Genomic DNA, 22,210 nt, shown 5'->3' on the forward strand with positions numbered 1-22,210 from the left:
ACACCACCAGCTTGCCGCCCGCCACTGACAATCCCGTTTCCCCCCACGTTCGTTCGCCCGGCCGGCGGAGGAAAAGCGCAGGGAAAAGGGGGCCCGCTACGGCTACCGTCGCGACGCGCCGAGCGTCGTCTCCCGCTCAGGGTCCGTCAGCGGCGGTCCCGTCAGCGGTGGTTTGACCGGGCCCCGCAGTACCGCCATGAGAACCTCCGGCCTGACGAGGGCGCCGGCCGGCTCGTTGAGGGTGATGACACCGAGGAGGGCCTTGCAGACGAGGGGACGCCCGGTCGCCGTGCGCATCAGCCGGCGCACGTAACGCTGGAAGAGCCTCTGCCCGGCGTTCGGCTGTTTGCCGATCGCCTCGGGGTAGCGGATGTCCGTGCCGGTGGCCAGTTCCCAGGCGATGCCCACCGGTACGGCGACGGCCCGCTGTATGCGGCGCGCGAGCCCCGGTGCCGTGATGCCGTGCGCCGCGACCCGCTCGCGCAGCGCCAGGGCGCCCTGGGCGGCGACGGACATGCCGTGGCCGTAGATCGGGTTGTACGTGGCGAGCGCGTCGCCGACCGCGACGAACCCCTCGGGCCAGTCGGAGACCTTCTCGAAGTAGCGCCGCCGGTTGATCGTGCTGCGGGTGACCATGATGTCCGTCAGCGGCTCCGCGCGGGATATCAGCTCGCCGACGACCGGATGCCGGAGCGCGCGGGCGAACTCCTCGAACTCCTCTGCGGCAGCGGTGGGTTGACCGCCGCGGGTGCCCGATATCGTCACCAGCCAGCGGCCACCCTCGATGGGCACCAGGGTCGCGGCCTTCCCCGGCACCGGCTGTGTCACGTCCGGCTGCACATTGACCACCGGGAACTCCTCGGTGCCCTCGGGCGCCCGGAAGATCCGGCTGGCGTAGACGAGCCCGGAGTCGACCTCCTCCATCCGCGCGGCCGGCACCCCCAGCGCGTCGAGCCAGGCGGTGCCCCGTGAACCGCGGCCCGAGGCGTCCACCACCAGGTCGGCGGCCAGGACCCGCTCCTCGCCCCCGGCCGGCCGGACCCGTACCCCCGTGACCCTGGCGGCGTCGCCCTGAAGGCCCAGGGTCTCGGTGCGCTCCAGGACCGTGACCCGGGGGTCGGACCGGACCCGGGCGCGGACGACCGACTCCAGCAGATCGCGGCTGCACGCGATCATGAACTCCATCTCCGGCCAGCGCCGCAGCCACCCCTGGGCGGACAACGAGACCAGGCCGGTCGGCAGCGGGATCCGCCGGGCTCCGGCCGCCAGCCAGGCCTCCGTGACGCCGGGCAGCAGCTCCTCCATCGCGCGGGCCCCGCCGGACCACAGCAGATGGGCGTGACGGGCCTGTGGGACACCCTTGCGGGGCTCGGGCCCCTCGGGCAGTTCGTCGCGCTCGACGACGGTGACCTCGGCGTGGTCGCGCAGCGCGGCGGCGGTCAGCAGACCGGCCAGTCCCGCGCCGAGGACGACGGCACGCCGGGCGGTCGCGACCGCGGTGTCGGGTGTGCCGCTAACGGGTTCGCTCATGAAAGTCGCTTCCTGACCTGGTCGCGGCGGCCCACTCGCGGGCGGCCGCTACGACGGGGGACTGACGCAGGGCGATGGACATCCGTACCAGGTCACGGGGGTTCTCGGCCGGCAGGTCGGGGGCGTCGGTCACCGCCGAACTGATGACCCGGCCCTCCGGGTCGTCCGCCCTGGCCCGTACCGCCGCCGTCACCATCGCGGCATCGGCCTCGGCCCGCGCCTGGACCGGCTCGGAACCGGCCGCCACGGCCGCGTCGTAGGCCTTGGCACGCACCTCGGAGTCGAAGTACGGGTACAGGCTGAGCATGCCGTCGTGGATGTCGGACTCCCGCTGCGTCATCTGGAGCTGTGCGGGAGCCCACCAGGAGATCCGTACGTCGTGGCTCGCCTGGGCCCAGACGGGCCGCAACTCCCGCCACAGCGGCCCGAGTCGACGGTACATGGACCAGGTGGTCCAGGAGTCGCCGATGCGCTCCCCGGCCAGCGGCAGACAGAAACCGAGCGCGCAGACCTGGGCGCCCACCGAGGACAGCGCGGGGGCGACGTACGTGCTCAGGTAGTCCAGGTCCCCGCCCTGCCAGCGGGCCACCACGGCGATCAACTTGACCGCCGCGAACGGCACGTTGACGAGATAGCCGAGCGCGATGATCAGCAGTCCGGCGCGCAGCCAGCCGTGCACCTGGAGCGCCCAGCGGCAGCACATCAGGTTCATCGCGACGCCCGCGACGGTGAACCCGACCAGGTACAGCACGATCATCTCGCGCAGGAACGGGGTGTTGGCGTAGTACGTGTCGAAGTCCCGCACCCGCTCCAGGGGCGCGTCGCCGAGCAGGAACAGCACCACGATCGCCGCGCACACCACGCCGTACCCGGCGATCCAGCGGCGCGAGAGCCTGCGGGTCGACTCGGGCGGACCGCCCCGCCAGTTGACGATCAGCACGAGGCAGGAGCCGCTGAACGCGCTCAGCAGGACGTAGACGACGGCCGCCGAGATGTTCGTGACCCCGGTGACACGATTGACCTCGGCGATCGTCGGGGGCGCGGCGAAGAAGAACACCAGACAGGCCAGCGTCATCAGCGCGCACACGGACCTCAGCAGCGGGTCGCGCCAATTGCGCAGCAGCGCGGGCGTCTTGAGGGCGAGGGCGACCGTCATCGCGACGGCCGGTATGTAGTAGCTGGACCCGTCCATAGGTGTCGGCGGCTCCGCCGCTCAGCCCTGCGGACCGCGGTAGCCCAGGGAAGCCCCGATCCGGCCGGCCAGATGATCGCGTCGCACGGGCCCGCGCAGCGCCGAACCGGCGAGCCAGGTACGGCACTTGCTGGCCAGCAGCAGTCCGAAGCTCTCCGCGTCCTGCTCGTCGGCCAGGTCGAACCGGGTGCGGGCGGCGACCCTCAGGACCGTCGCCTGGAGGTCGGCGTCCTCGTTCAATAAGCGCGCGGCGACGGCGGCGCCCACAGTGCTCTCGGCCACTTGCACATGTTGACCGCAGTGCCCGGCCTGCATGTGCCACAGCTCGTGGCCGAGGATCACCAACTGGTGGTCGGGGGCGGTGCGTTCCTCGATGACGACGAGGTCCCGCTCGGGCATGTCCAGCCACAGCCCACTGGCCGTACCGGGCGGGAAAGCGGCCGTACGGTAGTGGACGGGGCGGCCACGGCGTCTGCTCATGGCGTCGCACAGGGCGCTGTAGATGTCGGCGGGGTCCGCCGGCGCCGGGAGCGTCAGCTCGCCGACCAACTCGCCGCACAGACGGCGCATTTCCTTTCCGATGCCCACAGTTCTCCCCCGGTCAGGACTCGGGCCGCTTGACGCTCTCCAGCAGCATGTCCAGCCACTCCGCCACCTTGTCGCGGTGCTGGTCGGTGGGCAACTGGGCTGCCCGCCAGGCGATGGAGCGCACACCGTGGTTCTGCAGCAGCCGCTGCAGCGGGTCGTCGGCGGCCTCGGCGGCTGCCCGTTCACGGTCGGCGAGCTGCTGGAGGAGCTCCTGCTCGGTGCGCATCAGGGCGCTCGCCAGCGCCTCGGGATCCTCGGCGGTGAGGAAGCCGGCGTGCACTCTGAAGAAGCGCTGGATGGCGTCGCAGTGTTCCATCGTGGGGCGCCGGTCGCCGTTGATGAGGGCACCCGCCTGCTGACGCGACATACCGGCGCCGTCGGCGATCTCCTGCTGGGTGTACTTGCGGCCGTTGGGCTTGAGTCTGGTGCGTCGCAGCAGGTCCAGGCGTTGCAGAAAACGTGCCTGGATGTCCGGCTCACCGGCGCGCTGCCCGCTGAGCAGCGCCTTCACCACCGCCTCCGGCACGCCGGACGCGACCGAGAGCCGTCGGGTGTCGAAGACCTCCGAGTGCGCCACGCCCAGCCTGTCGGTCAGCGCGGTGACACGGGCCACGACGGCCGGCAGCAGAACCGTCGCCGTGGCGTCCGGAACCTCGAAGCCATCCGTCACCGACAGATCTCCTACGTCTCTCTCAGGCCAATTTCGCGGTACTGCGGAATCCGTGGATCCAAGCCTGGCGCGAGACCCTGGTCCCGGCAAGTACACCGTGAACTGCGGGGAGACTAGCGGTTCGGTCGAACTCTCATCCAGGTCTCGCCACAACTGTGGCGAGATTCAGCCGTCAACCGGCGTCGAATGCCACGATAGTTGACACGACTGAGTCGAGGGCAGGAGGATCAAGACGCCGCGTGAAGGCCGCATAGGCAAGAGGGGTGACCTCCCGATGGCATATCAGGCAGGAGGGCAGCGGTCGGCACCGCAGGCCGTCCCCGACACTCTCGAAGCCCAGGAAGCACAGGCGTACCTCCAGGACTACGCCACCCTGCTGGAGGCCGTCTCCTTCCCGTCCGCCGTGCTCGACCACCGCTGGGACGTCGTCCTCACCAACTCCGCGTTCCAGGCCCTCTTCAGCGGTGTCGGGCCGCACCCGACGGCCATGCCGGGCGACAACTTCCTGCGCTTCGTGCTCTTCCACCCCGACGCCGCCACGGTCCTCGGCGAACACGAGTCCAGCTGGTGCCTGCCGATGCTCGCCCACTTCGCCGCCGCCGTGGAACGGCACGCCCAGGACGGCGGGCTGCTGTCCATCCGCCGCGACATCGCCCAGGACCCCATCATGGACGCCGCCTACCGGCACGGCCTGCCCCACTGGCTCCGCACGGTCGGCCCCGAGGCCGCCCAGCGCGACGGCGCCGTACGCCCACTGCTCCACCCCGACCCGCGCTGGGGCGCCACCGACTGCCGGGTGATCGACGAGACCCCCGACACCCTCCGCGACCTGGGCTACACCCGTATGACCCTCGTCCTGCGCGACGCCGGCCGCCCGTCCGACACGCACCGCAGGCCCCGCCGCCCACGCCGCACCACCGCGAGCCACCTCAGCGTGGTGCCCTCACCCCACAAGTGAGCCGCACCCCCTCCGGTGCCGCCGGCGTTCAGGTCGCCGACGGCACCGGAGGTCAATCCTTGCCCAGCGGAACTCCCCGCTTCGCCGCCTGGATCTGCTCGTACACATGGGTCCGCAGCTCCGCGAAGCGCGGTGCCACTCGGGTGTGCAACTGGTCGCGTTCGACCGGCAGATCGACCTTGAGCTGCTCCTGTACGACTGTGGGGGAGGCGGACAGGATCAGGACCCGCTCGCCGAGGTAGACGGCCTCGTCGATGTCATGGGTGACGAAGAGGATCGTGATGCCCCGCTCCCGCCACAGGCCCCGGACGAGGTCCTCCAGATCGGCACGGGTCTGGGCGTCGACCGCGGCGAACGGCTCGTCCATCAGCAGCACGTCCGGCTCGTACGCGAGCGCCCGGGCGATGGCGACCCGCTGCTGCATACCGCCGGACAGCTGCCAGGGGTACGCGCCCGCAGCGTCGGCCAGGCCGACCGAGGCGAGGGCGTCGTCGACCAGCTCGCGGCGGCGGGACTTGCTCAACTTCTTCTGCTTGAGCGGAAGTTCGACGTTGTCGCGGACCCGCATCCAGGGGAACAGGCTGCGGCCGTACTCTTGGAAGACGACCGCCATGCCCGGCGGCGGCCCGCTCACCGGCCGTCCCTCCAGGAGGACTTCGCCGGACGTGGGGTTCAACAGTCCGGCCACGCACTTCAGCAGGGTCGTCTTGCCGCAGCCCGACGGGCCCACCAGACAGACGAGTTCGCCCGCGTCGACGGTGAAGGTCAGGTCCCGCACCGCCTCGACACGGCGCCCGGAACCCTCGTAGACCTTGCGCAGGCCCGACACTTCGAGCAAGGCGTGCATGGTTCGCCCCTTCTCAAGCTTCAATGCGACCGCCGGGAGGACGCGCGCTGACCGTGGTACCAGCCGAGCACGCGCCGCTCGACCAGCCGGAACACGACGGACAGCGCGAACCCGAGCAGACCGAGGACGAGGATCCCGGTCCACATGTCGGGGATCGCGAAGCCGCGCTGGAACTGGACGATGGTGAAGCCCAGACCGTTGCTGGCCGCGAACATCTCGCTGATGACCATGAGGATGATGCCGATGGACAGCGCCTGACGCATCCCCGCGAAGATCTGCGGGCTCGCCGAGCGCAGGACGACGTTCCGCAGCCGTGCCGTGCCCGTGATGCCGTACGACCGTGCCGTCTCGGACATCACCGTGTCCACCGCCCGCACGCCCTCGACCGTGTTGAGCAGGATCGGCCACACACAGCCGCTCGCGATCACGGCGATCTTCATCGTGTCGCCGATGCCCGCGAACAGCATGATGACCGGGACGAGGACCGGCGGCGGCACCGCCCGCAGGAACTCCAGCACCGGCTCGCACACCGCACGCACCCGCCGGTAGGAACCGATGACCGTGCCGAGTGCGACGCCGACCGCGGTCGCCGCGGCGTAGCCGGCCGACAGACGCAGCAGGCTGGGCAGGACGTCCGCGCGCAGCCGCTCACCCGTCCACACGTCCGGGAAGGTGGTGAGGATCGTCCGCAGGGGCGGCCAGTACACATCGGTGCTGTCGTCCGATGCGAGCCACCACGCGGTGACCAGGACCAGCGGCAGGGCGACGACGAACAGCAGCCGCAGCAGGACGAGTCTCACACCGCCACCTCCCCGCGCACCGACTGGTGCCAGGCCAGTGCCCGCCGCTCCACCGTCCGCGCGCCCAGGTTGATCAGCAGCCCCAGCACCCCGGTGACCACCACCAGCGCGTACATCTCCGGCACGGCCTGCGAGGTCTGCGCCACCGCGATACGCGCGCCCAACCCCGGTGCGCCGATGACGAGTTCGGCGGTCACCGCGAGGATGAGGGCCACGGCGGCGGCCAGCCGAACGCCGGTCATGACGTACGGCAGGGCGGTCGGCCACAGGACGTGCCGTACCCGGGCCCAGGGGCCGAGCCCGTAGGAGCGGGCGGTCTCCTCGGCGACCGGGTCGACGTCCTGGACGCCGTACAGGGTCTGGATCAGGATCTGCCAGAAGGACGCGTAGACCACCAGCAGAAGCACCGACTGCAGTTCGGTGCCGAAGAGCAGTACCGCGAGCGGGATCAGGGCGACCGACGGGATCGGGCGCAGGAACTCGATCGTGGAGGCTGTCGCCTCGCGGAGATACGGCACGACCGCGATGACGACTCCGGCCAGGATCCCGGCGGTCACGGCGATGAGGAGTCCGAGCGCCCAGCCGGTGAGCGTGTCCCCGAGCGCCGTCCAGAACGCGTCGTCGGCGAGTTCGGCGGCGAGCGCGGCGGCGACCCGGCTGACCGGCGGGAAGAAGTCGTCCTGGACGAACCCGAGGCGCGGGACCGCCTCCCACAGGGCTAGGAACCCCGCGAACCCGGCCGCGCCCAGGACGGCGTTGGTGACCTTCACGGCAGCAGCTTGTCCAGGTCGGGAACCTTCTCGAACAGTCCGTCCTGCTGCCCGAGTTCGGCCAGCCTCTCGATGGAGGCCCGGTCCGGCTCGGCGGGGAAGTGGGGCAGGGTCAGCTTGTCCAGCAGGTCGCTCGGGATCTTCGTGTACGTGGTGAGGATCTCGCGTACCTCGTCCGGGTGGCTGTCGGCGTACTTGAGGGACTCGATGGTCGCCTCCTGGAACTTCTTCACCAGCTCCGGGTTCTTCTGGGCGTACTGCTGGGAGGTGAAGTACATGGCCACGGTGAGGTTCGGGTCCACATCGTAGAAGTTCGACGCGATGGACCGGCCGCCGGCGGCCTTGACGGTGGCCAGCGCGGGCTCCGGGGTGCAGGCCCCGTCGACCTGGCCCTTGGCGAGCGCGGCGGGCATCTGGTCGAAGGGCATCTCGACGAACTCGACCTTCGACGGGTCGCCGCCGGCCTTGCGGATCGACTCCCTGATCGAGGTGTCACAGATGTTGTTGAGCGTGTTGACCGCGACCTTCTTGCCCTCCAGTTGCTCGGGGGACTTGATGGGACTGTCCTTCTTCACCGTGATGCCGCAGAAGTCGGCCCCCTCCTCGGCGGTGGACGCAACACCGTTCGCCACGACCTTGACGGGCACATTCTTGGACTGGGCGACCAGCAGCGACGTCGTGTTGCTGAAGCCGAACTGGAACTGGCCGGAGACGACACCGGGCACGATCGCGGCCCCGCCCTGAGCGGGCGTCAGCTCCAGCTTGAGGCCCCGCTCGGCGTAGAAGCCCTTCTTCTGGCCCAGGTAGACGGGAGCGACGTCCAGGATGGGAATGACGCCGACCTTGAGGGTGGTGGTACCGCCGGACGCGCCGACCCCGCCCGACCCCGAGGAGTCGGACGAACCGCAGCCCGTGGCGGCCAGAAACAGAGCGCCGGCCGCAAGGCCGATGGGCAGACGACGCATGGCTCCCCCTAGTGGGACGGTTACTCGACAAGGTGTGCGCAGACCGCACAACAGTGCACAGCGGGAACGTAGAGCGTCGCCGGGGGCGGGTCAATGCCCCTGCAGCGCAAGGTCGTTGACAGTTGCAGAAGTGTGCTCTTAGCGTGCGCAGAGCGCACTTCCGTGCGTGCAGAGCGCATCTCAGGTGTGTACAGAGCGCATTTCGGGTGCGCCTTCGTGCGTCCTCGTGGAGGCGACGATGTCAGATCGAGCCGGGTTCGGTGGAGCCCGCGAACCGCATTTCGTCCGGTCCTTCGAGCGGGGCCTCGCGGTGATCCGCGCCTTCGACGCCGAGCACCCCTCGCTGACGCTGAGCGAGGTCGCCCGCACCTGCGAGCTGACCAGGGCGGCCGCCCGCCGCTTCCTGCTCACCCTCGTCGACCTCGGATACGTCCACACCGACGGCCGGCTCTTCCGGCTGACCCCGCGCGTACTCGAACTCGGCTACGCCTACCTGTCGAGCTTCACCCTGTCCGACCTCGCCGAGCCGCATCTGGAGCGGCTGGTCGCGCAGGTGGGGGAGTCGTCGTCGCTGTGCGTCCTCGACGGCGAGGACATCGTGTACGTGGCGAGGGTTCCCACGAGTCGCATCATGAGCGCGACGATCACCGTGGGCACCCGCTTCCCGGCCCACGTCACCTCGGTCGGCCGGGTGATCCTCGCGCATCTGCCGGACGACGAGATCGACGCCCGGCTCGCCCGCGCCGACCTCAAGCCCTTCACCCGCCGCACCGTGGTGTCACCGGACCAGTTGCGGGCCGAACTGCGCCGCGTACGACGGCAGGGGTACGCCATCGTCGACCAGGAACTGGAGGAGGGGCTGAGGTCCGTCGCCGCCCCGGTACGGGACCGGGACGGCGAGGTGGTGGCCGCCGTGAACATCCCCGTGCACGCCAGCCGCAACTCCGTGGAGTCGGTACGCCGTGACCTGCTGCCCCATCTGCTCGCGGCGGTGGCCCGGATCGAGGCGGACCTGGGAGTGGCCGGGACGGCCACGGGCCGGATGCCGGCCGTGGCCCCCGGCGCGGCTACAGGTCGAGCACGAGCCGCGCCCCCCGACAGCGGGACACACAGATGAGCATGGTCTCCCCGGCCTCGCGCTCCTCGTCGCTCAGCACCGAGTCCCGGTGGTCGGGGGTGCCGTCGAGGACGTCCGTCTCACACGTCCCGCAGGTGCCCTCGGTACAGGAGTAGAGCACCTCGACCCCGGCGGCCCGCACCGTGTCGAGCACGGAGACACCGACGGGAACGGTCACGGTCTTGCCGGTGCGCTCCAGTACGACCTCGAACTCGCTGTCCGGGCCGGTCTGTTGCTCCTTGGGCTGGAACCGCTCCACCCGCAGTGCCCGTCCCGGGCACCGCTCCTCGACCGCGTCGAGCAGGGGACCCGGACCGCAGCAGTACACGAGGGTCCCCTCGGCGAGGTCGTCGAGCACCGAGCCCAGATCGAGCAGCCCGGTCTCGTCCTGTGGAGCGACTGTGACCTTGTCCCCGTATGCCTCCAACTCGTCCTGAAACGCCATGGATCGACGGCTGCGCCCGCCGTAGAGCAGAGTCCACTCCGCGCCCGACTGCTGTGCGGCGGCCAGCATCGGCAGAATGGGAGTGATTCCGATGCCGCCGGCCACGAACCGGTAGCGGGGCGCCGACTCCAGGGCGAAGTTGTTGCGCGGCCCACGAACCCGGACCTTGTCGCCCTGCCGCAACTCGGCGTGCACATAGGCCGATCCGCCACGCCCCTCGGGCTCCCGCAGGACCCCGATCCGCCAGCTGTGCCGGTCCGCGGGGTCGCCGCACAGGGAGTACTGCCGCTCCAGCTCGGGCGCCAGCAGCACATCGATGTGCGCGCCCGGTTCCCAGGCCGGGAGTTCCTCGCCCAGCGGGTGGCGGAGGGTGAGGGCGAGCACGCCGTCGGCGGCGAACTCCCTGCTCTCGACGACGAGTTCGGCTTCGTACACGGTCATGAGGTGTTTCCTTGCGGCTCGTGTCCCTGCGGATGGGCGAGCATCCACTCCCACATATCGATCGGGTCCTGCGCGGTGTGTTCACGCCCGCAGTGACAGGTGCCGTGCAGGATGTCGGTGCCCGGCAGCCAGTCGATGCGGTAGACCTCTCCGGTCGGTGACGTCACAGGACCTTCTCCACGGGCTTGTCGCCCTCCTCGATCAGTCGGGCAAGGATACGGCGGGCGGCGAGACCACCGGTGTCGATGTTGATGCTCAGCTCCTGGTAGCCGGTGCGCTCGGTGCCGAGCGTCTCCTGGAGGAGGTTGAGCGCGTCGACGTCCTGCATGACGACCGTGTGGTTGTTGCCCTTGAGGAACTCGGTGACCTCGTCGTTGTCGGTCGCCCAGTCGCGCGAGACCATCCAGAAGTCGTACACCTTGCCGTCCGAGGACGGGGTGATCGCGTACGTGATCTCGGTGTGGAAGCCGTTCGGGTCGCTGCCGTCGGCTTCGGGCAGCACGCCGACCGGCGCGATCCGGCTGTGCAGCAGGTACAGGCAGGGCACGTGGTACTCGATGTCCTGCCAGCGGGTGATCCGGCCCGTGATGCCGGTGGACTTGGCGTAGAAGGGCGGGCACTCGGCGTCGTCCATGTGCCGGCTGACCCGCACGATCCCGGCCCCCTCGTCGACCTCCGTCGTGATCGGCGTCTCGGCGACCTCGGGGGTGCCGATGTACCCGCCGTGCAGATAGGTCTCGTGCGACAGGTCGAGGAGGTTGTCGACGAGGAGCCCGTAGTCGGCGTCGATCGGCTCCATACCGCGCACGGTGAGCCAGCCGGGGGAGTCCAGGTGCTTGGCACGCGGGATCGTCTGCGGGTCGGCGAGCGCCGGGTCGCCGATCCACACCCAGATCAGCGAGTCCTGCTCGACCACCGGGTACGAGGCGACCCGCGCCGTCCGCGGAATCCGCTTCTGCCCCGGCACATACACACACGCGCCCGTCGTGTCGTACGTGAAGCCGTGGTACCCGCACACGATCCGGTCCCCGTCCAGCCCGCTCTTCGACAGCGGGTACCGGCGGTGCACACACCGGTCGTGCAGCGCGACGGGCGTCCCCTCCTCCTCCGTCCGGTAGAAGACGAGCGGCTCACCCAGAATCGTCCGGCCGAGCAGCTCCCGCCCGACCTCATGGGCATAGGCGGCGACGTACCACTGGTTCCTGGCGAAGGCGGTCATGTGAGGCATGGGCGGTCCCGTCCCTGTCGGCGGGGCGTCGTCGCCCCGCGTGCCGTGGTTGGGATCAGGGTCGTGAGGCTTGCATCGGCTCGGCAAGGCGGCTTCTGCCAGGCGGAAGAACTTCTGTAAAGAGGCTGGTCAGAGCCCTGTTCTGTCAGCCTCTAGTCGCCAGAGTAGGTGGCCCGGATGGTGCTGCTGTTCGGTTCGCGCTTGGGTTGGCCGGAGAGGGCGACAGTGAGTGCGACTACTCACTGCGTACCGTTAATCGCCCAAACATGTCCGCTTAATTGCAAATGTGCTACCCGTCTGTTCATGGATGCTCGGTACAGCGGCAAGAATCAGCATCACCGCAGGTCAACTACTGATCGTTTTGGAGTCTGGGGCCCTCGGGTCGAATCCGGGTCAAATCCGCACCCTTTCAGGCTGCTGAGCGTGTCGCCGCTGGTCAGGGGCGGTGTGAGGTCACGTGCCGGTTCGCCTCGTGTACGGGGGCGGCGCGATGAGTAGTCGGTCCGATGAGGCGCTGAAGGGGCGCTGAGTGGCTGTGATCGGCTGCCAGGCGCAGGGGGCTCACCAGCGAATTCTTCGCTGGTGGTCGTGCATGCCTTTCGTGATCATGTCCTGCGGACATGTCTTCAGGCGGGACGGCTGGCGTGCGACGGCGCGAGAATGGCGGTTCCTGGCCGAGACCGACCTGCCGGGCGGCAGGGGCCATCCAGGAGACGGGTGGTAGGCGGGTGGCGTGGCCGGCTGCCCCGCCGCCTCGCGAGGCAGCCGGCGCTCTCGCAACATCCGGTACGCCCCGGAACTGCCATTCCTCGGCGCCGACATCAGTACAGCCTCGGTCGGCTCGCCGTCACCGACGCCGAACTGGAAATCTCGGTACCTCAACGAGTTCATGGACCTACGCGAGGGCCCTTGAGTGGTGCTCAGGTAAGTCCTGCCCATGGCTGGGCAGTTGAGGGAGTCAGCCGAGGGCGACCAGCTTGGCGGCGACCGCTCCGCCGACACCCTACGATGCGCCGGTGACCAGCGCGGTCTTCGCGACCGTCAATCTGAATGGGCTGTCGCGGGACCTCGACCGGCTCGCTCATGCGGCCCATCGGATCGCGAGCGACGAGATGGTGGAGGGCTGGACTCGGCAGCGGCACAGCCGGATGCTGCGGGACACGACGATCGGCGAGCGTGCTCGGCTCGTCCGTCGGTTCGCCGAGTTCACCGGTCGGTACCCGTGGCAGTGGGCGCCGTCGGGGGTGGAAGCGTTCATCTCCGAGTTGAGATCAGGCTCGAAGCCGGTCAATGCAGACGCTGTTCGTTGCCGCGAATGAGCGGGTTACGCACCCGGATCCTCGGCGGAGTCATCAACGAGTACAGGTGTGCCGCGTGAGGCGCACCGATGACTTTTCGAGCGGCGCACGATCGGGCGACCTCGTCCACCTTCCCGGAGCAGGGAGCCAGCCCTGGCCTGTCACTCCGCGGGGCTCGCAGCCTCCGATGCCGGGAGCAGGCGTCGCAGCAAGGACTCCTCCAACTCGATCAGGATGGCTTCGTTGCCGGCGGCGGAACTCGGCAGGGTGCGCCACAGGATGAGCTGACCGTGCAAGGCGGTCCACAGGTGGACACCCAAGTCCTGCGCCTCCGCCCGACGGCCGGGGACCACTTCGGCGAGGTAGGCGTCAGCCGTGTCGGTCCACGCCTGGAGCACGGTGCCGACGGGGTGGCCGGTGGTCGGTGGCCGGTCGGGCTCGTACTCCAGGCTGAACATCAGCCGGTAGCGGCGGGGCTTGTCGATGGCGAATCTGCGATAGGCGGTGACGGTGGCCCGCACGCGCCCCCATGGGTCCGCGCCCGCCGCGGCGGCCGACTCGCCGGCCTCGCTCATCGCGACGGCCAGTGCGTGGTAGGTGACGTCGAGCACTGTGGTAACCAGGTCGGCCTTGTTCTTGAAGTGCCGGTAGACGCTGGGTGCGGAAATGCCGACCTCGCGGGCGACCCCGCGAAGGGAGAGCGCGTCCTCGCGCCCTGTCTCCTCAAGGATGCGGGTCGCCGCGCCGAGGATCTCCTGCCGCAGCCGCTCGCCTTCGCCCCGCGCGTTGGGGACCCGCTTGACCTGCGACTTCATAGCCTCCTCCTCGCTGTCCGCAGCAGCCTACGACCCTCGGTGCGCCCTGTCTCCCGGGGTCGGCGCTTCGTCCGAGCCGGCACAGGGACTTCCCACTTGTCGACTAACGTTGTTAGCCTAACGTCTGTTCAACTAACAGCGTTAGCCGATGATGGAAAGGCGCAGTCATGACCTCGTCTCCGACGGTCCCCGCGTTCACGCTCACCCGCCCGAAGGGCGCCCCCCTGGACCCCCCGCCGCTGTACACCGAACTCCGTGCGAAGCAGCCCATTTCCCGCGTCTCCCTGTGGGAGGGGCAGCTCAGCCCCTGGTTGGTGACCCGCTGGGAGGACGCCCGCACCGTGCTGGGCAGTCCGGCGTTCAGCACCGATCCGACCCATCCCGGCGCACCCACCTTCAGGAAAGACACCCCGCAGGGCCGGCGTGGCTTCTTCGCCAACCAGGACGACCCCGTCCACGCGACGATGCGGCGCACCCTGACCCGGGAGTTCATGGTCAAGCGCATCAACGAGCTGCGCCCGGCCATCGCCCGCCTGACCGATGAGCTCCTCACCGACCTGACCAAGCTGAGCGGTCCCGCCGACTTAGTGGAGCACTTCGCGCTGCCGCTGCCGTCCCTGGTCATCTGCGAGCTGCTGGGTGTGCCCTACGAGGACCACGCGTTCTTCCAGGAGCACTCGAAGGCCATCGTCGACTTCAACGCCACGGCGCAGAAGGCCACGCAGGCGCTCGCGAGCCTCTCCGAATATCTGGTGGGACTCGTGGAGACCAAGCGCACCAAGCCCGGGAACGACGTGATCACCCGGCTGGCCGCGCAGGCGGACGAGGGCGTCATCACCGATCAGGACGCCGCCGACCTGGGTGCCTTCCTGTTGTTCGCCGGACACGAGACGACCGCGAACATGATCGCGCTGAGCGTCATCGCCCTCCTCAGCCATCCCGACCAGATTCCGCACATCCTCGGCGGGGAAGCGCAGGTCGCGGGCGCGGTCGAGGAGCTTCTGCGCTACCTCTCGATCGTGCACGGCGGGCTGCGCCGAACCGCCATCGAGGACGTCACCATCGACGGCGTCACCATCCGCGCGGGAGAGGGTGTGATCGTTCCCGTCCACGTCGCCAACCGCGATCCGGAACTCTTCACCGCTCCCGACGATTTCGATCTGGACCGCGCCAACGCCCGCCAGCACCTCGCCTTCGGCTACGGCATTCACCAGTGCCTCGGCCAGCCGCTGGCCCGCGCCGAACTCCAGATCGTGCTGCCCGAGATCTTTCGCCGACTGCCCGAGTTGAAGATCGCCGTACCGATGGACGAGATCGCCTTCAAGCAGGACACCGTCGTCTACGGCGTCGTCGAGCTGCCCGTCACCTGGTGACCGGAGCCACCTGATCCCCCCAACTGAGAGCAGGGAAGAAACACCATGCGTGTAGAAGTCGACGTCCCCAAGTGCGTCGCCTCGGGCCAGTGCGTACTGCTCGCCCCCGACGTCTTCGACCAGCGCGACGAGGACGGCCTGGTCGTCCTCCTCAGCGAGAACCCGCCGGCTGAACTTCACGACGCGGTTCGCGAATCCGCCACCGTCTGCCCCGCGGCCGCGATCCGCCTGGAGGAGTCGTGAGCGTGCCCCCGGCCGGCCGCGTGGTCGTCGTCGGCGCCTCCGCCGCCGGCCTCGCCGCCGCCGAAACCCTCCGCCGGGAGGGCCACACCGGCACCATCACCCTCATCGGCGACGAACCCGCCGCCCCCTACGACCGCCCGCCCCTGTCGAAGGAGATCCTCTCCGGCGCCTGGAGCCCCGACCGGCTCCCCCTGCGCGCTCCGGCCGATCTCGGCGCCCTCGACCTGGACGCCCGTTACGGCTGCGAGGCCATCAGCGTGAATGTCTCCGAGGGCACGGTGCTGCTCGCCGACGGTACGGAGGTGCCGTACGACGGACTCATCGTGGCCACCGGGGTCCGTCCCCGCCTGCTGCCCGGCACTCGTACGCCCACACGGTCATCCCGTTGGCGTGGTACGGCAGGGTCTTGCGGCGGTGCAGGACCAGATCCTTGTCGAAGTCGAACGCGATCTCCTGGGCGTCGAGGAGGCGGATGCGGCGCGATTCCTTGATCGCCTCCACCCGTTCGTCGGCCGACTCCACGTCCACCGTGCGCGGGGAAGCGCCCTCCAAGCCCAGGAGTACGGCCTTGGGGGTGCCGTGGCCGTGGCCGGTCGCGCCCAGGGAGCCGTACAGCTCCACGCGTACCGAGGCGACGTTGCCGAGCAGTTCCTCGTTGCGCAGCCGGCGGGCGAACATGCGGGCGGCGCGCATGGGGCCGACCGTGTGGGAGCTGGACGGGCCGATGCCGATCGAGAACAGGTCGAAGACCGAGATGGCCACGGTGACTCCTCAGGAGGGGGGAGGTTGTGCAGGGGATGGGGCACCGCGCTCACTGCCCAGTGTGCGCGGTGCCCCCGAAAAACGGCACTGCGTGCCGGTGAAGCCCGGGTTACTTCCCGAGGCCGGGGTAGAGCGGGTGCTTGTCGGCCAGGGCCTTGACCCGGGTCTTCAGGGCCTCCACGTCGGCCGCCCCGAAGGGAGAGGGCGCCTTCAGCGCCTCCGCGATGACGTCCGCGACCTCGGCGAAGTCCTCGGCGGTGAAGCCGCGGGTGGCGAGGGCCGGGGTGCCGATCCGCAGGCCCGACGTCACCATCGGCGGGCGCGGGTCGTTCGGGACGGCGTTGCGGTTGACGGTGATGCCGACCTCGTGGAGACGGTCCTCCGCCTGCTGCCCGTCCAGGTCGGACTCGCGCAGGTCGACCAGGATCAGGTGCACGTCCGTACCGCCGGAGAGCACGTTCACGCCGGCCGCACGGGCATCGGCGGCCGTGAGCCGCTCGGCGAGGATCTTCGCACCCTCGACCGTCCGCCGCTGACGCTCCCTGAACTCCTCGCTGGCCGCGACCTTGAAGGAGACCGCTTTCGCGGCGATCACATGCTCCAGCGGGCCGCCCTGGAAGCCGGGGAAGACGGAGGAGTTGAGCTTCTTCGCGAAGTCCTTCTTGGCCAGGATGATGCCGCCGCGCGGCCCGCCCAGGGTCTTGTGCGTCGTGGAGGTGACCACGTCCGCGTACTCGACCGGGTTCGGGTGCAGCCCGGCCGCGACCAGACCGGCGAAGTGGGCCATGTCCACCCACAGATACGCCCCGACCTCGTCCGCGATCCGGCGGAAGGCGGCGAAGTCCAGCTGACGCGGGTACGCCGACCAGCCCGCGATGATCACCTTCGGGCGGTGCTCCTTGGCCAGCCGCTCCAGCTCGGCCATGTCGACCAGGCCGGTGACGGAGTCCACGTGGTAGGCGACCACGTTGAACTGCTTGCCGGAGAAGTTCAGCCGCATCCCATGCGTCAGGTGACCGCCGTGTGCCAGGTCCAGGCCGAGGATCGTGTCGCCGGGCTGGGCCAGGGCGAAGAGGGCGGCCTGGTTGGCGGAGGCACCGGAGTGGGGCTGGACGTTGGCGTACTCGGCGCCGAAGAGGTCCTTGAGCCGGTCGATGGCGATCTGCTCGGCGACGTCGACGTGCTCGCAGCCGCCGTAGTAGCGGCGGCCGGGGTAGCCCTCGGCGTACTTGTTGGTCAGCACCGAGCCCTGCGCCTCCATGACCGCGAGCGGAGCGAAGTTCTCCGAGGCGATCATCTCGAGGGTGGACTGCTGGCGGTGCAGCTCGGCGTCGACCGCGGCGGCGACCTCCGGGTCGAGCTCATGGAGGGGCGTGTTCAGAAGCGACATGCGTACGACCTCGTCTTCTCAGCCGGCGGTGTGGGCGGCGTACTCGTCCGCGGAGAGCAGGTCGGCCGGCTCCTCCGCGACGCGTACCTTGAACAGCCAGCCGCCCTCGAACGGGGCGGTGTTCACCAGCGACGGATCGTTGACCACGTCCTCGTTGATCTCGGTGACCTCACCGCTGACCGGCGAGTAGAGATCGCTGACCGACTTCGTCGACTCCAGCTCACCGCAGGTCTCGCCCGCGGCCACCGTGGAGCCCACCTCGGGGAGCTGGGCGTAGACGACATCGCCGAGCGCGTTCGCCGCGAACTCCGTGATGCCGACCGTCGAGACGCCGTCCTCGGCGCCTGACAGCCACTCGTGCTCCTTGCTGTAGCGCAGCTGCTGGGGGTTGCTCATGGCCTGAATTCTCCTGTACGCGCGGGAGTGGTGATGAAGGGGGTACTGCGGAAAGCGAGCGTGAACAGCGGAAATGTGCGCGGGCGTCACCGCGGCTGCAGGGGCCGCCGCGCACAGTGTTTACTTCTGGCGCTTGTAGAACGGCAGCGCCACGACCTCGTACGGCTCGTGGCTGCCTCGGATGTCCACCCCGACCCCGGCCGTACCGGGCGCGGAGTGCGCGGCGTCGACGTACGCCATGGCGATCGGCTTGCCCAGGGTCGGAGAGGGGGCGCCCGAGGTGACCTCGCCGATCACCTGGCCGTCGGCGACGACCGGGTACCCGGCGCGCGGGACCCGGCGGCCCTCGGCGACCAGTCCCACCAGGACGCGCGGAGGATTGCTCGCGGCCCGCTCGGCGGCGGCCTCCAGTGCGGCACGCCCGACGAAGTCGCCCTCCTTCGCGAACTTCACGACCCGCCCGAGCCCGGCGTCGAACGGCGTCAACTCGGTGGACAGCTCATGCCCGTACAGCGGCATGCCCGCCTCCAGACGCAGCGTGTCCCGGCAGGACAGCCCGCACGGCACCAGACCGACGCCCTCGCCCGCCTTGGTCAGCGCCTGCCACAGCTCCACGGCGTGCTCCGGCCGCACGAACAGCTCGAAGCCGTCCTCGCCGGTGTACCCGGTGCGCGCGATCAGCGCCGGGACACCGGCGACCGTGCCGGGCAGACCCGCGTAGTACTTCAGGCCGTCGAGGTCGGCGTCGGTGAGGGAAGCGAGGATCCCGGGCGACTCGGGGCCCTGGACGGCGATCAGCGCGTACGCGTCCCGGTCGTCCCGCACCTCGGCGTCGTAGCCCGCGGAACGCTCGGTGAGCGCGTCCAGCACGACCTGGGCGTTGGAGGCGTTGGCGACGACCATGTAGTGGGAAGACCCGGCCTCCGTCTCGGCGAGCCGGTAGACGATCAGGTCGTCCAGGATGCCGCCGTCCTCGCGGCAGATCATGGTGTAGCGGGCGCGGCCGACGCCGACGGAGGCGATGTCGCCGACCAGGGCGAAGTTCAGCAGCTGCGCCGCCTCCGGCCCGGTCACCGTGATCTCGCCCATGTGCGACAGGTCGAAGAGCCCGGCCTTCGTCCGTACGGCGTTGTGCTCGTCGCGCTCGGAGCCGTATCGCAGGGGCATGTCCCAGCCCGCGAAGTCGGTCATCGTCGCGCCGAGCGAGCGATGCAGGGCATCGAGCGCGGTACGACGCGGTTCAGCGGGGGCGTTGCTGCTCATCGGTTCTGCTCCCATGGCATGACAGGCGAGGTCTTTCCTCCCCATCTGTCATCGGAACCTGAGAGGTTCACCACGACCGTACGTACCGGTGACCGTATGTACCGGTGGTCGTGACTTGCACCGTGGGTGGAGCCACTGTGGTAGCGACTCGCTTTTCAGATGTGCCTCGCCCGCGCGGTATCTGGGCCTGAGAGATTCAAGGGAGGGACTTGCTCCTTCGGCGCCCCAGCGAACGACTGCTGGGAGCTCTCCCGCGCGGATTCAAGCGGCCGGTATGCAGTTGGCGCGCACATCATTGCATCCGTAGCACTCTTGTGGCCATACGAGGACTGAACCAGGAGAGATCGGGCATTACCTTCTCTTTACAGTCTGTGGGGATGGGTCTTCCAACCCCTGGGGAGGACGGCAACGGTGAACAGGACCACGGCGTACGCGACGACCTGGGGCGGCGCGCTGCCCAAGCAGCCCGCTGCCCCGGCCGGTGATGCGTGCGGCCCGTTCCCGAGGGCGGTCGTCCGCGACCTCAGGGAGCGGGCCGGGCGAAGTCCGCACGAGCTGTCCTTCGGACCGGACGACCTCGTGGTGGTCACCGGGCTCCCCGGCAGCGGAAAGTCGACCCTGATGCGGCGCGCGGTGCCGGGCATCCGGATCGACTCCCAGGACACCCGCGACCGCTTCGACGCCCGCCTCGCGCGTTTCCTGCCGTACGCGGTCTACCGGCCGTTCGTGCGCCTCGCCCACTACACCGGACTGCGGCGCGCGCTGCGGTCCGGCGAGGGTGTCGTCGTGCACGACTGCGGGACGCAGGCGTGGGTACGGGCGTGGCTCGCGCGCGAGGCCGGGAAACGGGGCGGCACCCTGCATCTGCTGTTGCTCGACGTCACTCCCGGTGAGGCTCGCGACGGCCAGCGCAGCCGCGGCCGCGGAGTGTCGCGGTATGCCTTCGCGCGGCATCGGGCGGCGATGACTCGGCTGCTGCGGGCGGTGGAGGAGGGACGGTTGCCGGAGGGGTGCGGGGCTGCGGTGCTGATCGATCGGGACGCGGCGGATGTCTTGAAGAGGATCGACTTCGTGGGTTGAGTCGTTGAGAGCTTGGGACTTGCTGCACATAGCGGGCTGCGGGCTGCGGGCTGCGGGTGCGTCGTGGTTGATCGCGCCCACGCGGCGGAGCCGCACATCGACACAGCCCTCCGCCCCTTCGGGGGCGCTGCCCTTGCTCGGCGCATTAAAGTTCGGGGACAACAGCATCACGGAGTAAAGCGGTAGGCAGCAGATGGACTTCGCGGCGGACTTTCCGGCACAGGCGCACCCTCATGGGCATGGCGGGTGGCCCGGCAATGAGCTGGAGGAGGTGCTCTCCGCGGCTCTCGGGGTGCCCTCGGCGGGTGCCCGGATCGTGGAGGTGCTGGCCCGCAGCTTCGTCTGGGTGCCGCTGCCCGAGGGCGGCGGCCCGCACAGCGGCCAGCTCGACCTGCCGACGATGGAGCTCGACGGGCAGGTGTACGTGCCGGTCTTCAGCTCCGAGGAGCAGTTCCGCCAGGTCGTCGGCAACCACATGTCGTACACGATCGCGCCGGCCGTCGAGTTCGCCCGCGGCCTGCCCCCGCAGGCCGGGATCGCCCTCAACCCGGACGGTGTCGTGGGCATCCCGCTGCCGCCGCCCGCCGTGGCCGAACTGTGCCGGGCCGGGCGGACCTCGCTGGACGGGGCGGCGAGCGGGGCCCGGGTCCGCCTGTTCGAGCCCGACTGGCAGGACGACCCGCTGGACTTCCTCGCGGCCGCCTCCGCCGAGTTCGCCGCGACCGGTGTCGTCCTCACCGCCCGCCGCTGCCTCGCCGCCATCGAGACGGCCGCCCCCGTGATGTTCATCGGCATCGAACTGGCCTCCTGGGAGACCGACCGCACCGTCCCCCTGGACGCCTTGGGCCGCGCCCTGGCCAAGGCCCCCGTCCCCTGGCCGGTAAACATGGTCTTCCTGGATGTGGCCCAGGACCCGGTATGCGACTGGCTCCGGGAGAAGGCACGGCCCTTCTACCAACAGGGCTACTGACAGGTCTTCAAGGGGCGCGGGGCTGTGTCGATATGCGGCTCCGCCGCGTGGGCGCGATCAACCCCCACGCACGCGCGGCCCGCAACGCACAACAAGCCCCGAGCCCTGACCGGCTCAAACCGCACACCACCTAAGCTGGACCCACAACCAGGGTCCAACCCCAACCAGGGCTCAAACCGAAGGGCGGCCAACGTGAGCGCGAGCGGCACGGCGACCGGGCAGGTCGAGCACATGCTGCGCCAGGTGACGCCCGGGCGATACGACGCCTACGAGGCGTTGCTGCGTGCCCTGGCCGCCCCCTCCACCGGCCAGATCTGGATGCTCCTGTGGCACGGCCAGGCCGGCTCCCCGGACGCGCAGTACGGGAACATGGAGGTGGACGGGTTCAACTACGCCCCGTGCGTGACCTCCGCCCAGGAGCTATCCGCCAGTGGCTGGAACCGCAGTTATGAGGTCGTCGACGGCCTCGACGTGGCCCGCACCCTCTACCCGGACCACTACGGCCTCTGGCTGAACCCGCACGCGCCGGGCGGCGGCGTGGGCATCCCTTGGCTGGATCTGCGTCGTATGGCCACGGGCCTGGAGCGGCAGCCCGCCGGCCCGCTCCGGCTGTCCGAACCGGCCATCGAGATCCCGCAGTTCTACGCCCTGCTGACGCAGAACGCCCACCGCACCCCCGCCGTACGCTCCCTGCGCCGCGCCTGGGTGCAACCCGCGCTCGGCGCCCCGTACCTCGCCATCGGGCTCGACGTGTACGACACCTCGCCGCCCGCCGTGGACTCGGTACGGGCGATGATGCAGCAGTCCATCGGCGCGGTCCCGGACGGCCTGCCCGTCTCCACCGTCGCCATGTCCGACGAGTACGACCCGGTCGCGATGTGGCTGCGCGCCGCCGCCCGCCCCTTCTACGACCGCGAGGCCCACGGCGCCCCGGCCCAGGCCCCGGCAGCGGGTGGGTACGGCTACCCGGGCGGTTACTGAGCAACGGGCGGAGCCCCTGGGGGTGTGGTGACACCCCCAGGGGCTCCGTCATGTGCGTGAAGCGATCCGCTTCGCTACCGGCTTCAGC

Annotated in this window: 23 protein-coding genes, 2 pseudogenes and 1 riboswitch; of the genes and pseudogenes, 9 read left to right on the top strand and 16 right to left on the bottom strand. The window is 69.9% G+C overall.

Annotated features, from left to right (window positions below):
• Positions 1 to 102: 102 nt before the first annotated feature.
• From CES90_RS04335 to CES90_RS04350, 4 genes are read right to left on the bottom strand one after another with little or no spacing between them, the layout of a single operon-like run.
• On the bottom strand, positions 103 to 1,530 hold the full coding sequence (locus CES90_RS04335) for an FAD-dependent monooxygenase (RefSeq protein ID WP_189782945.1): 1,428 nt from the start codon (positions 1,528 to 1,530) through the stop codon (positions 103 to 105).
• Complete coding sequence (locus CES90_RS04340) at positions 1,514 to 2,722, bottom strand: MAB_1171c family putative transporter (protein ID WP_189782944.1); 1,209 nt, start codon at positions 2,720 to 2,722, stop codon at positions 1,514 to 1,516. Before CES90_RS04340 ends, CES90_RS04335 begins: the two co-directional genes overlap by 17 nt.
• A 21-nt stretch (positions 2,723 to 2,743) precedes the next feature.
• On the bottom strand, positions 2,744 to 3,292 hold the full coding sequence (locus CES90_RS04345; protein WP_189782943.1) for a toxin-antitoxin system, toxin component: 549 nt from the start codon (positions 3,290 to 3,292) through the stop codon (positions 2,744 to 2,746).
• A gap of 31 nt (positions 3,293 to 3,323) precedes the next feature.
• A complete protein-coding gene (locus CES90_RS04350; RefSeq protein WP_189782942.1) occupies positions 3,324 to 3,980 on the bottom strand; it encodes a helix-turn-helix domain-containing protein in 657 nt (218 codons plus the stop codon).
• 274 nt (positions 3,981 to 4,254) lie between these two features.
• Here CES90_RS04350 and CES90_RS04355 point away from each other — a divergent pair, with 274 nt between their 5' ends.
• A complete protein-coding gene (locus CES90_RS04355) occupies positions 4,255 to 4,938 on the top strand; it encodes an MmyB family transcriptional regulator (RefSeq protein ID WP_189782941.1) in 684 nt (227 codons plus the stop codon).
• A gap of 52 nt (positions 4,939 to 4,990) precedes the next feature.
• Here the strand turns inward: CES90_RS04355 and CES90_RS04360 are convergent, their stop codons facing one another.
• From CES90_RS04360 to CES90_RS04375, 4 genes are read right to left on the bottom strand one after another with little or no spacing between them, the layout of a single operon-like run.
• On the bottom strand, positions 4,991 to 5,785 hold the full coding sequence (locus CES90_RS04360) for an ABC transporter ATP-binding protein (RefSeq protein WP_189782940.1): 795 nt from the start codon (positions 5,783 to 5,785) through the stop codon (positions 4,991 to 4,993).
• Between the two features lie 20 nt (positions 5,786 to 5,805).
• The gene (locus CES90_RS04365; RefSeq protein ID WP_189782939.1) at positions 5,806 to 6,585 is read right to left on the bottom strand and encodes an ABC transporter permease; all 780 of its coding nucleotides are present in this window, start codon (positions 6,583 to 6,585) and stop codon (positions 5,806 to 5,808) included.
• Positions 6,582 to 7,355, bottom strand: a complete 774-nt coding sequence (locus CES90_RS04370) for an ABC transporter permease (RefSeq protein ID WP_189782938.1) — start codon at positions 7,353 to 7,355, stop codon at positions 6,582 to 6,584. The genes CES90_RS04365 and CES90_RS04370 overlap by 4 nt, the downstream gene beginning before the upstream one ends.
• Positions 7,352 to 8,320, bottom strand: coding sequence for an ABC transporter substrate-binding protein (locus CES90_RS04375; RefSeq protein WP_189782937.1), 969 nt, complete (start codon positions 8,318 to 8,320; stop codon positions 7,352 to 7,354). The genes CES90_RS04370 and CES90_RS04375 overlap by 4 nt, the downstream gene beginning before the upstream one ends.
• A 238-nt stretch (positions 8,321 to 8,558) precedes the next feature.
• On the opposite strand from CES90_RS04375, the gene CES90_RS04380 reads away from it, so the two are divergent.
• A complete protein-coding gene (locus CES90_RS04380; protein ID WP_189782936.1) occupies positions 8,559 to 9,437 on the top strand; it encodes an IclR family transcriptional regulator domain-containing protein in 879 nt (292 codons plus the stop codon).
• On the opposite strand, the gene CES90_RS04385 is transcribed toward CES90_RS04380, so the two are convergent.
• The 3 genes from CES90_RS04385 to CES90_RS04395 are packed head-to-tail and all read right to left on the bottom strand — an operon-like array spanning position 9,388 to position 11,551.
• The gene (locus CES90_RS04385; protein WP_189782935.1) at positions 9,388 to 10,323 is read right to left on the bottom strand and encodes a PDR/VanB family oxidoreductase; all 936 of its coding nucleotides are present in this window, start codon (positions 10,321 to 10,323) and stop codon (positions 9,388 to 9,390) included. The two genes, CES90_RS04380 and CES90_RS04385, sit on opposite strands and share 50 nt — an antisense overlap.
• Positions 10,320 to 10,490, bottom strand: a complete 171-nt coding sequence (locus tag CES90_RS04390; RefSeq protein WP_189782934.1) for a hypothetical protein — start codon at positions 10,488 to 10,490, stop codon at positions 10,320 to 10,322. Before CES90_RS04390 ends, CES90_RS04385 begins: the two co-directional genes overlap by 4 nt.
• Positions 10,487 to 11,551 carry an aromatic ring-hydroxylating dioxygenase subunit alpha gene (locus CES90_RS04395; RefSeq protein WP_189782933.1) on the bottom strand — a complete coding sequence of 355 codons (1,065 nt, stop codon included), beginning with the start codon at positions 11,549 to 11,551 and terminating at the stop codon, positions 10,487 to 10,489. Before CES90_RS04395 ends, CES90_RS04390 begins: the two co-directional genes overlap by 4 nt.
• Positions 11,552 to 12,567: 1,016 nt before the next feature.
• Here CES90_RS04395 and CES90_RS04400 point away from each other — a divergent pair.
• Positions 12,568 to 12,870, top strand: coding sequence for a hypothetical protein (locus tag CES90_RS04400; protein WP_189782932.1), 303 nt, complete (start codon positions 12,568 to 12,570; stop codon positions 12,868 to 12,870).
• Positions 12,871 to 13,010: 140 nt separating this feature from the next.
• On the opposite strand, the gene CES90_RS04405 is transcribed toward CES90_RS04400, so the two are convergent.
• Positions 13,011 to 13,664, bottom strand: coding sequence for a TetR/AcrR family transcriptional regulator (locus CES90_RS04405; RefSeq protein WP_189782931.1), 654 nt, complete (start codon positions 13,662 to 13,664; stop codon positions 13,011 to 13,013).
• A 167-nt stretch (positions 13,665 to 13,831) separates the two neighbouring features.
• Here CES90_RS04405 and CES90_RS04410 point away from each other — a divergent pair, with 167 nt between their 5' ends.
• The 3 genes and pseudogenes from CES90_RS04410 to CES90_RS04420 all read left to right on the top strand — a co-directional run.
• Positions 13,832 to 15,037 carry a cytochrome P450 gene (locus CES90_RS04410; protein WP_189782930.1) on the top strand — a complete coding sequence of 402 codons (1,206 nt, stop codon included), beginning with the start codon at positions 13,832 to 13,834 and terminating at the stop codon, positions 15,035 to 15,037.
• Between the two features lie 45 nt (positions 15,038 to 15,082).
• Positions 15,083 to 15,280: a ferredoxin gene (locus CES90_RS04415; protein ID WP_189782929.1), complete on the top strand. Its 198-nt coding sequence runs from the start codon at positions 15,083 to 15,085 to the stop codon at positions 15,278 to 15,280.
• Between the two features lie 20 nt (positions 15,281 to 15,300).
• Positions 15,301 to 15,642 (top strand): annotated as a pseudogene (locus CES90_RS04420) (FAD-dependent oxidoreductase); the annotation flags it as partial.
• Here the strand turns inward: CES90_RS04420 and CES90_RS04425 are convergent.
• The 4 genes and pseudogenes from CES90_RS04425 to gcvT form a co-directional block, all read right to left on the bottom strand.
• Positions 15,629 to 16,042 (bottom strand): annotated as a pseudogene (locus CES90_RS04425) (serine dehydratase beta chain); the annotation flags it as partial. The pseudogenes CES90_RS04420 and CES90_RS04425 overlap by 14 nt on opposite strands.
• Positions 16,043 to 16,151: 109 nt before the next feature.
• Entirely contained in the window at positions 16,152 to 17,432 is a 1,281-nt protein-coding gene (gene glyA / locus CES90_RS04430; protein WP_189782446.1) for a serine hydroxymethyltransferase, read from the bottom strand.
• A gap of 18 nt (positions 17,433 to 17,450) precedes the next feature.
• On the bottom strand, positions 17,451 to 17,828 hold the full coding sequence (gcvH, locus tag CES90_RS04435) for a glycine cleavage system protein GcvH (RefSeq protein ID WP_189782447.1): 378 nt from the start codon (positions 17,826 to 17,828) through the stop codon (positions 17,451 to 17,453).
• A 120-nt stretch (positions 17,829 to 17,948) separates the two neighbouring features.
• Complete coding sequence (gene gcvT / locus CES90_RS04440; RefSeq protein WP_189782448.1) at positions 17,949 to 19,091, bottom strand: glycine cleavage system aminomethyltransferase GcvT; 1,143 nt, start codon at positions 19,089 to 19,091, stop codon at positions 17,949 to 17,951.
• A gap of 165 nt (positions 19,092 to 19,256) precedes the next feature.
• A riboswitch (glycine riboswitch) is annotated at positions 19,257 to 19,355 on the bottom strand.
• Positions 19,356 to 19,502: 147 nt separating this feature from the next.
• Here gcvT and CES90_RS04445 point away from each other — a divergent pair.
• The 3 genes from CES90_RS04445 to CES90_RS04455 all read left to right on the top strand — a co-directional run bounded on the left by CES90_RS04445 (position 19,503) and on the right by CES90_RS04455 (position 22,122).
• Complete coding sequence (locus CES90_RS04445) at positions 19,503 to 20,171, top strand: AAA family ATPase (RefSeq protein ID WP_189782449.1); 669 nt, start codon at positions 19,503 to 19,505, stop codon at positions 20,169 to 20,171.
• 193 nt (positions 20,172 to 20,364) lie between these two features.
• The gene (locus CES90_RS04450) at positions 20,365 to 21,141 is read left to right on the top strand and encodes an enhanced serine sensitivity protein SseB (RefSeq protein WP_189782450.1); all 777 of its coding nucleotides are present in this window, start codon (positions 20,365 to 20,367) and stop codon (positions 21,139 to 21,141) included.
• A 192-nt stretch (positions 21,142 to 21,333) separates the two neighbouring features.
• A complete protein-coding gene (locus tag CES90_RS04455) occupies positions 21,334 to 22,122 on the top strand; it encodes an enhanced serine sensitivity protein SseB C-terminal domain-containing protein (RefSeq protein WP_189782451.1) in 789 nt (262 codons plus the stop codon).
• Positions 22,123 to 22,210 lie beyond the last annotated feature (88 nt).

The organism is Streptomyces capitiformicae, assembly GCF_002214185.1.
GTDB classification, from domain to species: domain Bacteria; phylum Actinomycetota; class Actinomycetes; order Streptomycetales; family Streptomycetaceae; genus Streptomyces; species Streptomyces capitiformicae.

Excerpts from the sequence above, each read along its gene's own strand:
- CES90_RS04335 (WP_189782945.1), bottom strand. The coding sequence starts at position 1,530 with ATGAGCGAACCCGTTAGCGGCACACCCGACACCGCGGTCGCGACCGCC.
- CES90_RS04340 (WP_189782944.1), bottom strand. The coding sequence starts at position 2,722 with ATGGACGGGTCCAGCTACTACATACCGGCCGTCGCGATGACGGTCGCC.
- CES90_RS04345 (WP_189782943.1), bottom strand. The coding sequence starts at position 3,292 with ATGCGCCGTCTGTGCGGCGAGTTGGTCGGCGAGCTGACGCTCCCGGCG.
- CES90_RS04355 (WP_189782941.1), top strand. The coding sequence starts at position 4,255 with ATGGCATATCAGGCAGGAGGGCAGCGGTCGGCACCGCAGGCCGTCCCC.
- CES90_RS04360 (WP_189782940.1), bottom strand. The coding sequence starts at position 5,785 with ATGCACGCCTTGCTCGAAGTGTCGGGCCTGCGCAAGGTCTACGAGGGT.
- CES90_RS04375 (WP_189782937.1), bottom strand. The coding sequence starts at position 8,320 with ATGCGTCGTCTGCCCATCGGCCTTGCGGCCGGCGCTCTGTTTCTGGCC.
- CES90_RS04380 (WP_189782936.1), top strand. The coding sequence starts at position 8,559 with ATGTCAGATCGAGCCGGGTTCGGTGGAGCCCGCGAACCGCATTTCGTC.
- CES90_RS04385 (WP_189782935.1), bottom strand. The coding sequence starts at position 10,323 with ATGACCGTGTACGAAGCCGAACTCGTCGTCGAGAGCAGGGAGTTCGCC.
- CES90_RS04395 (WP_189782933.1), bottom strand. The coding sequence starts at position 11,551 with ATGCCTCACATGACCGCCTTCGCCAGGAACCAGTGGTACGTCGCCGCC.
- CES90_RS04405 (WP_189782931.1), bottom strand. The coding sequence starts at position 13,664 with ATGAAGTCGCAGGTCAAGCGGGTCCCCAACGCGCGGGGCGAAGGCGAG.
- CES90_RS04410 (WP_189782930.1), top strand. The coding sequence starts at position 13,832 with ATGACCTCGTCTCCGACGGTCCCCGCGTTCACGCTCACCCGCCCGAAG.
- CES90_RS04415 (WP_189782929.1), top strand. The coding sequence starts at position 15,083 with ATGCGTGTAGAAGTCGACGTCCCCAAGTGCGTCGCCTCGGGCCAGTGC.
- glyA (WP_189782446.1), bottom strand. The coding sequence starts at position 17,432 with ATGTCGCTTCTGAACACGCCCCTCCATGAGCTCGACCCGGAGGTCGCC.
- gcvH (WP_189782447.1), bottom strand. The coding sequence starts at position 17,828 with ATGAGCAACCCCCAGCAGCTGCGCTACAGCAAGGAGCACGAGTGGCTG.
- gcvT (WP_189782448.1), bottom strand. The coding sequence starts at position 19,091 with ATGAGCAGCAACGCCCCCGCTGAACCGCGTCGTACCGCGCTCGATGCC.
- CES90_RS04450 (WP_189782450.1), top strand. The coding sequence starts at position 20,365 with ATGGACTTCGCGGCGGACTTTCCGGCACAGGCGCACCCTCATGGGCAT.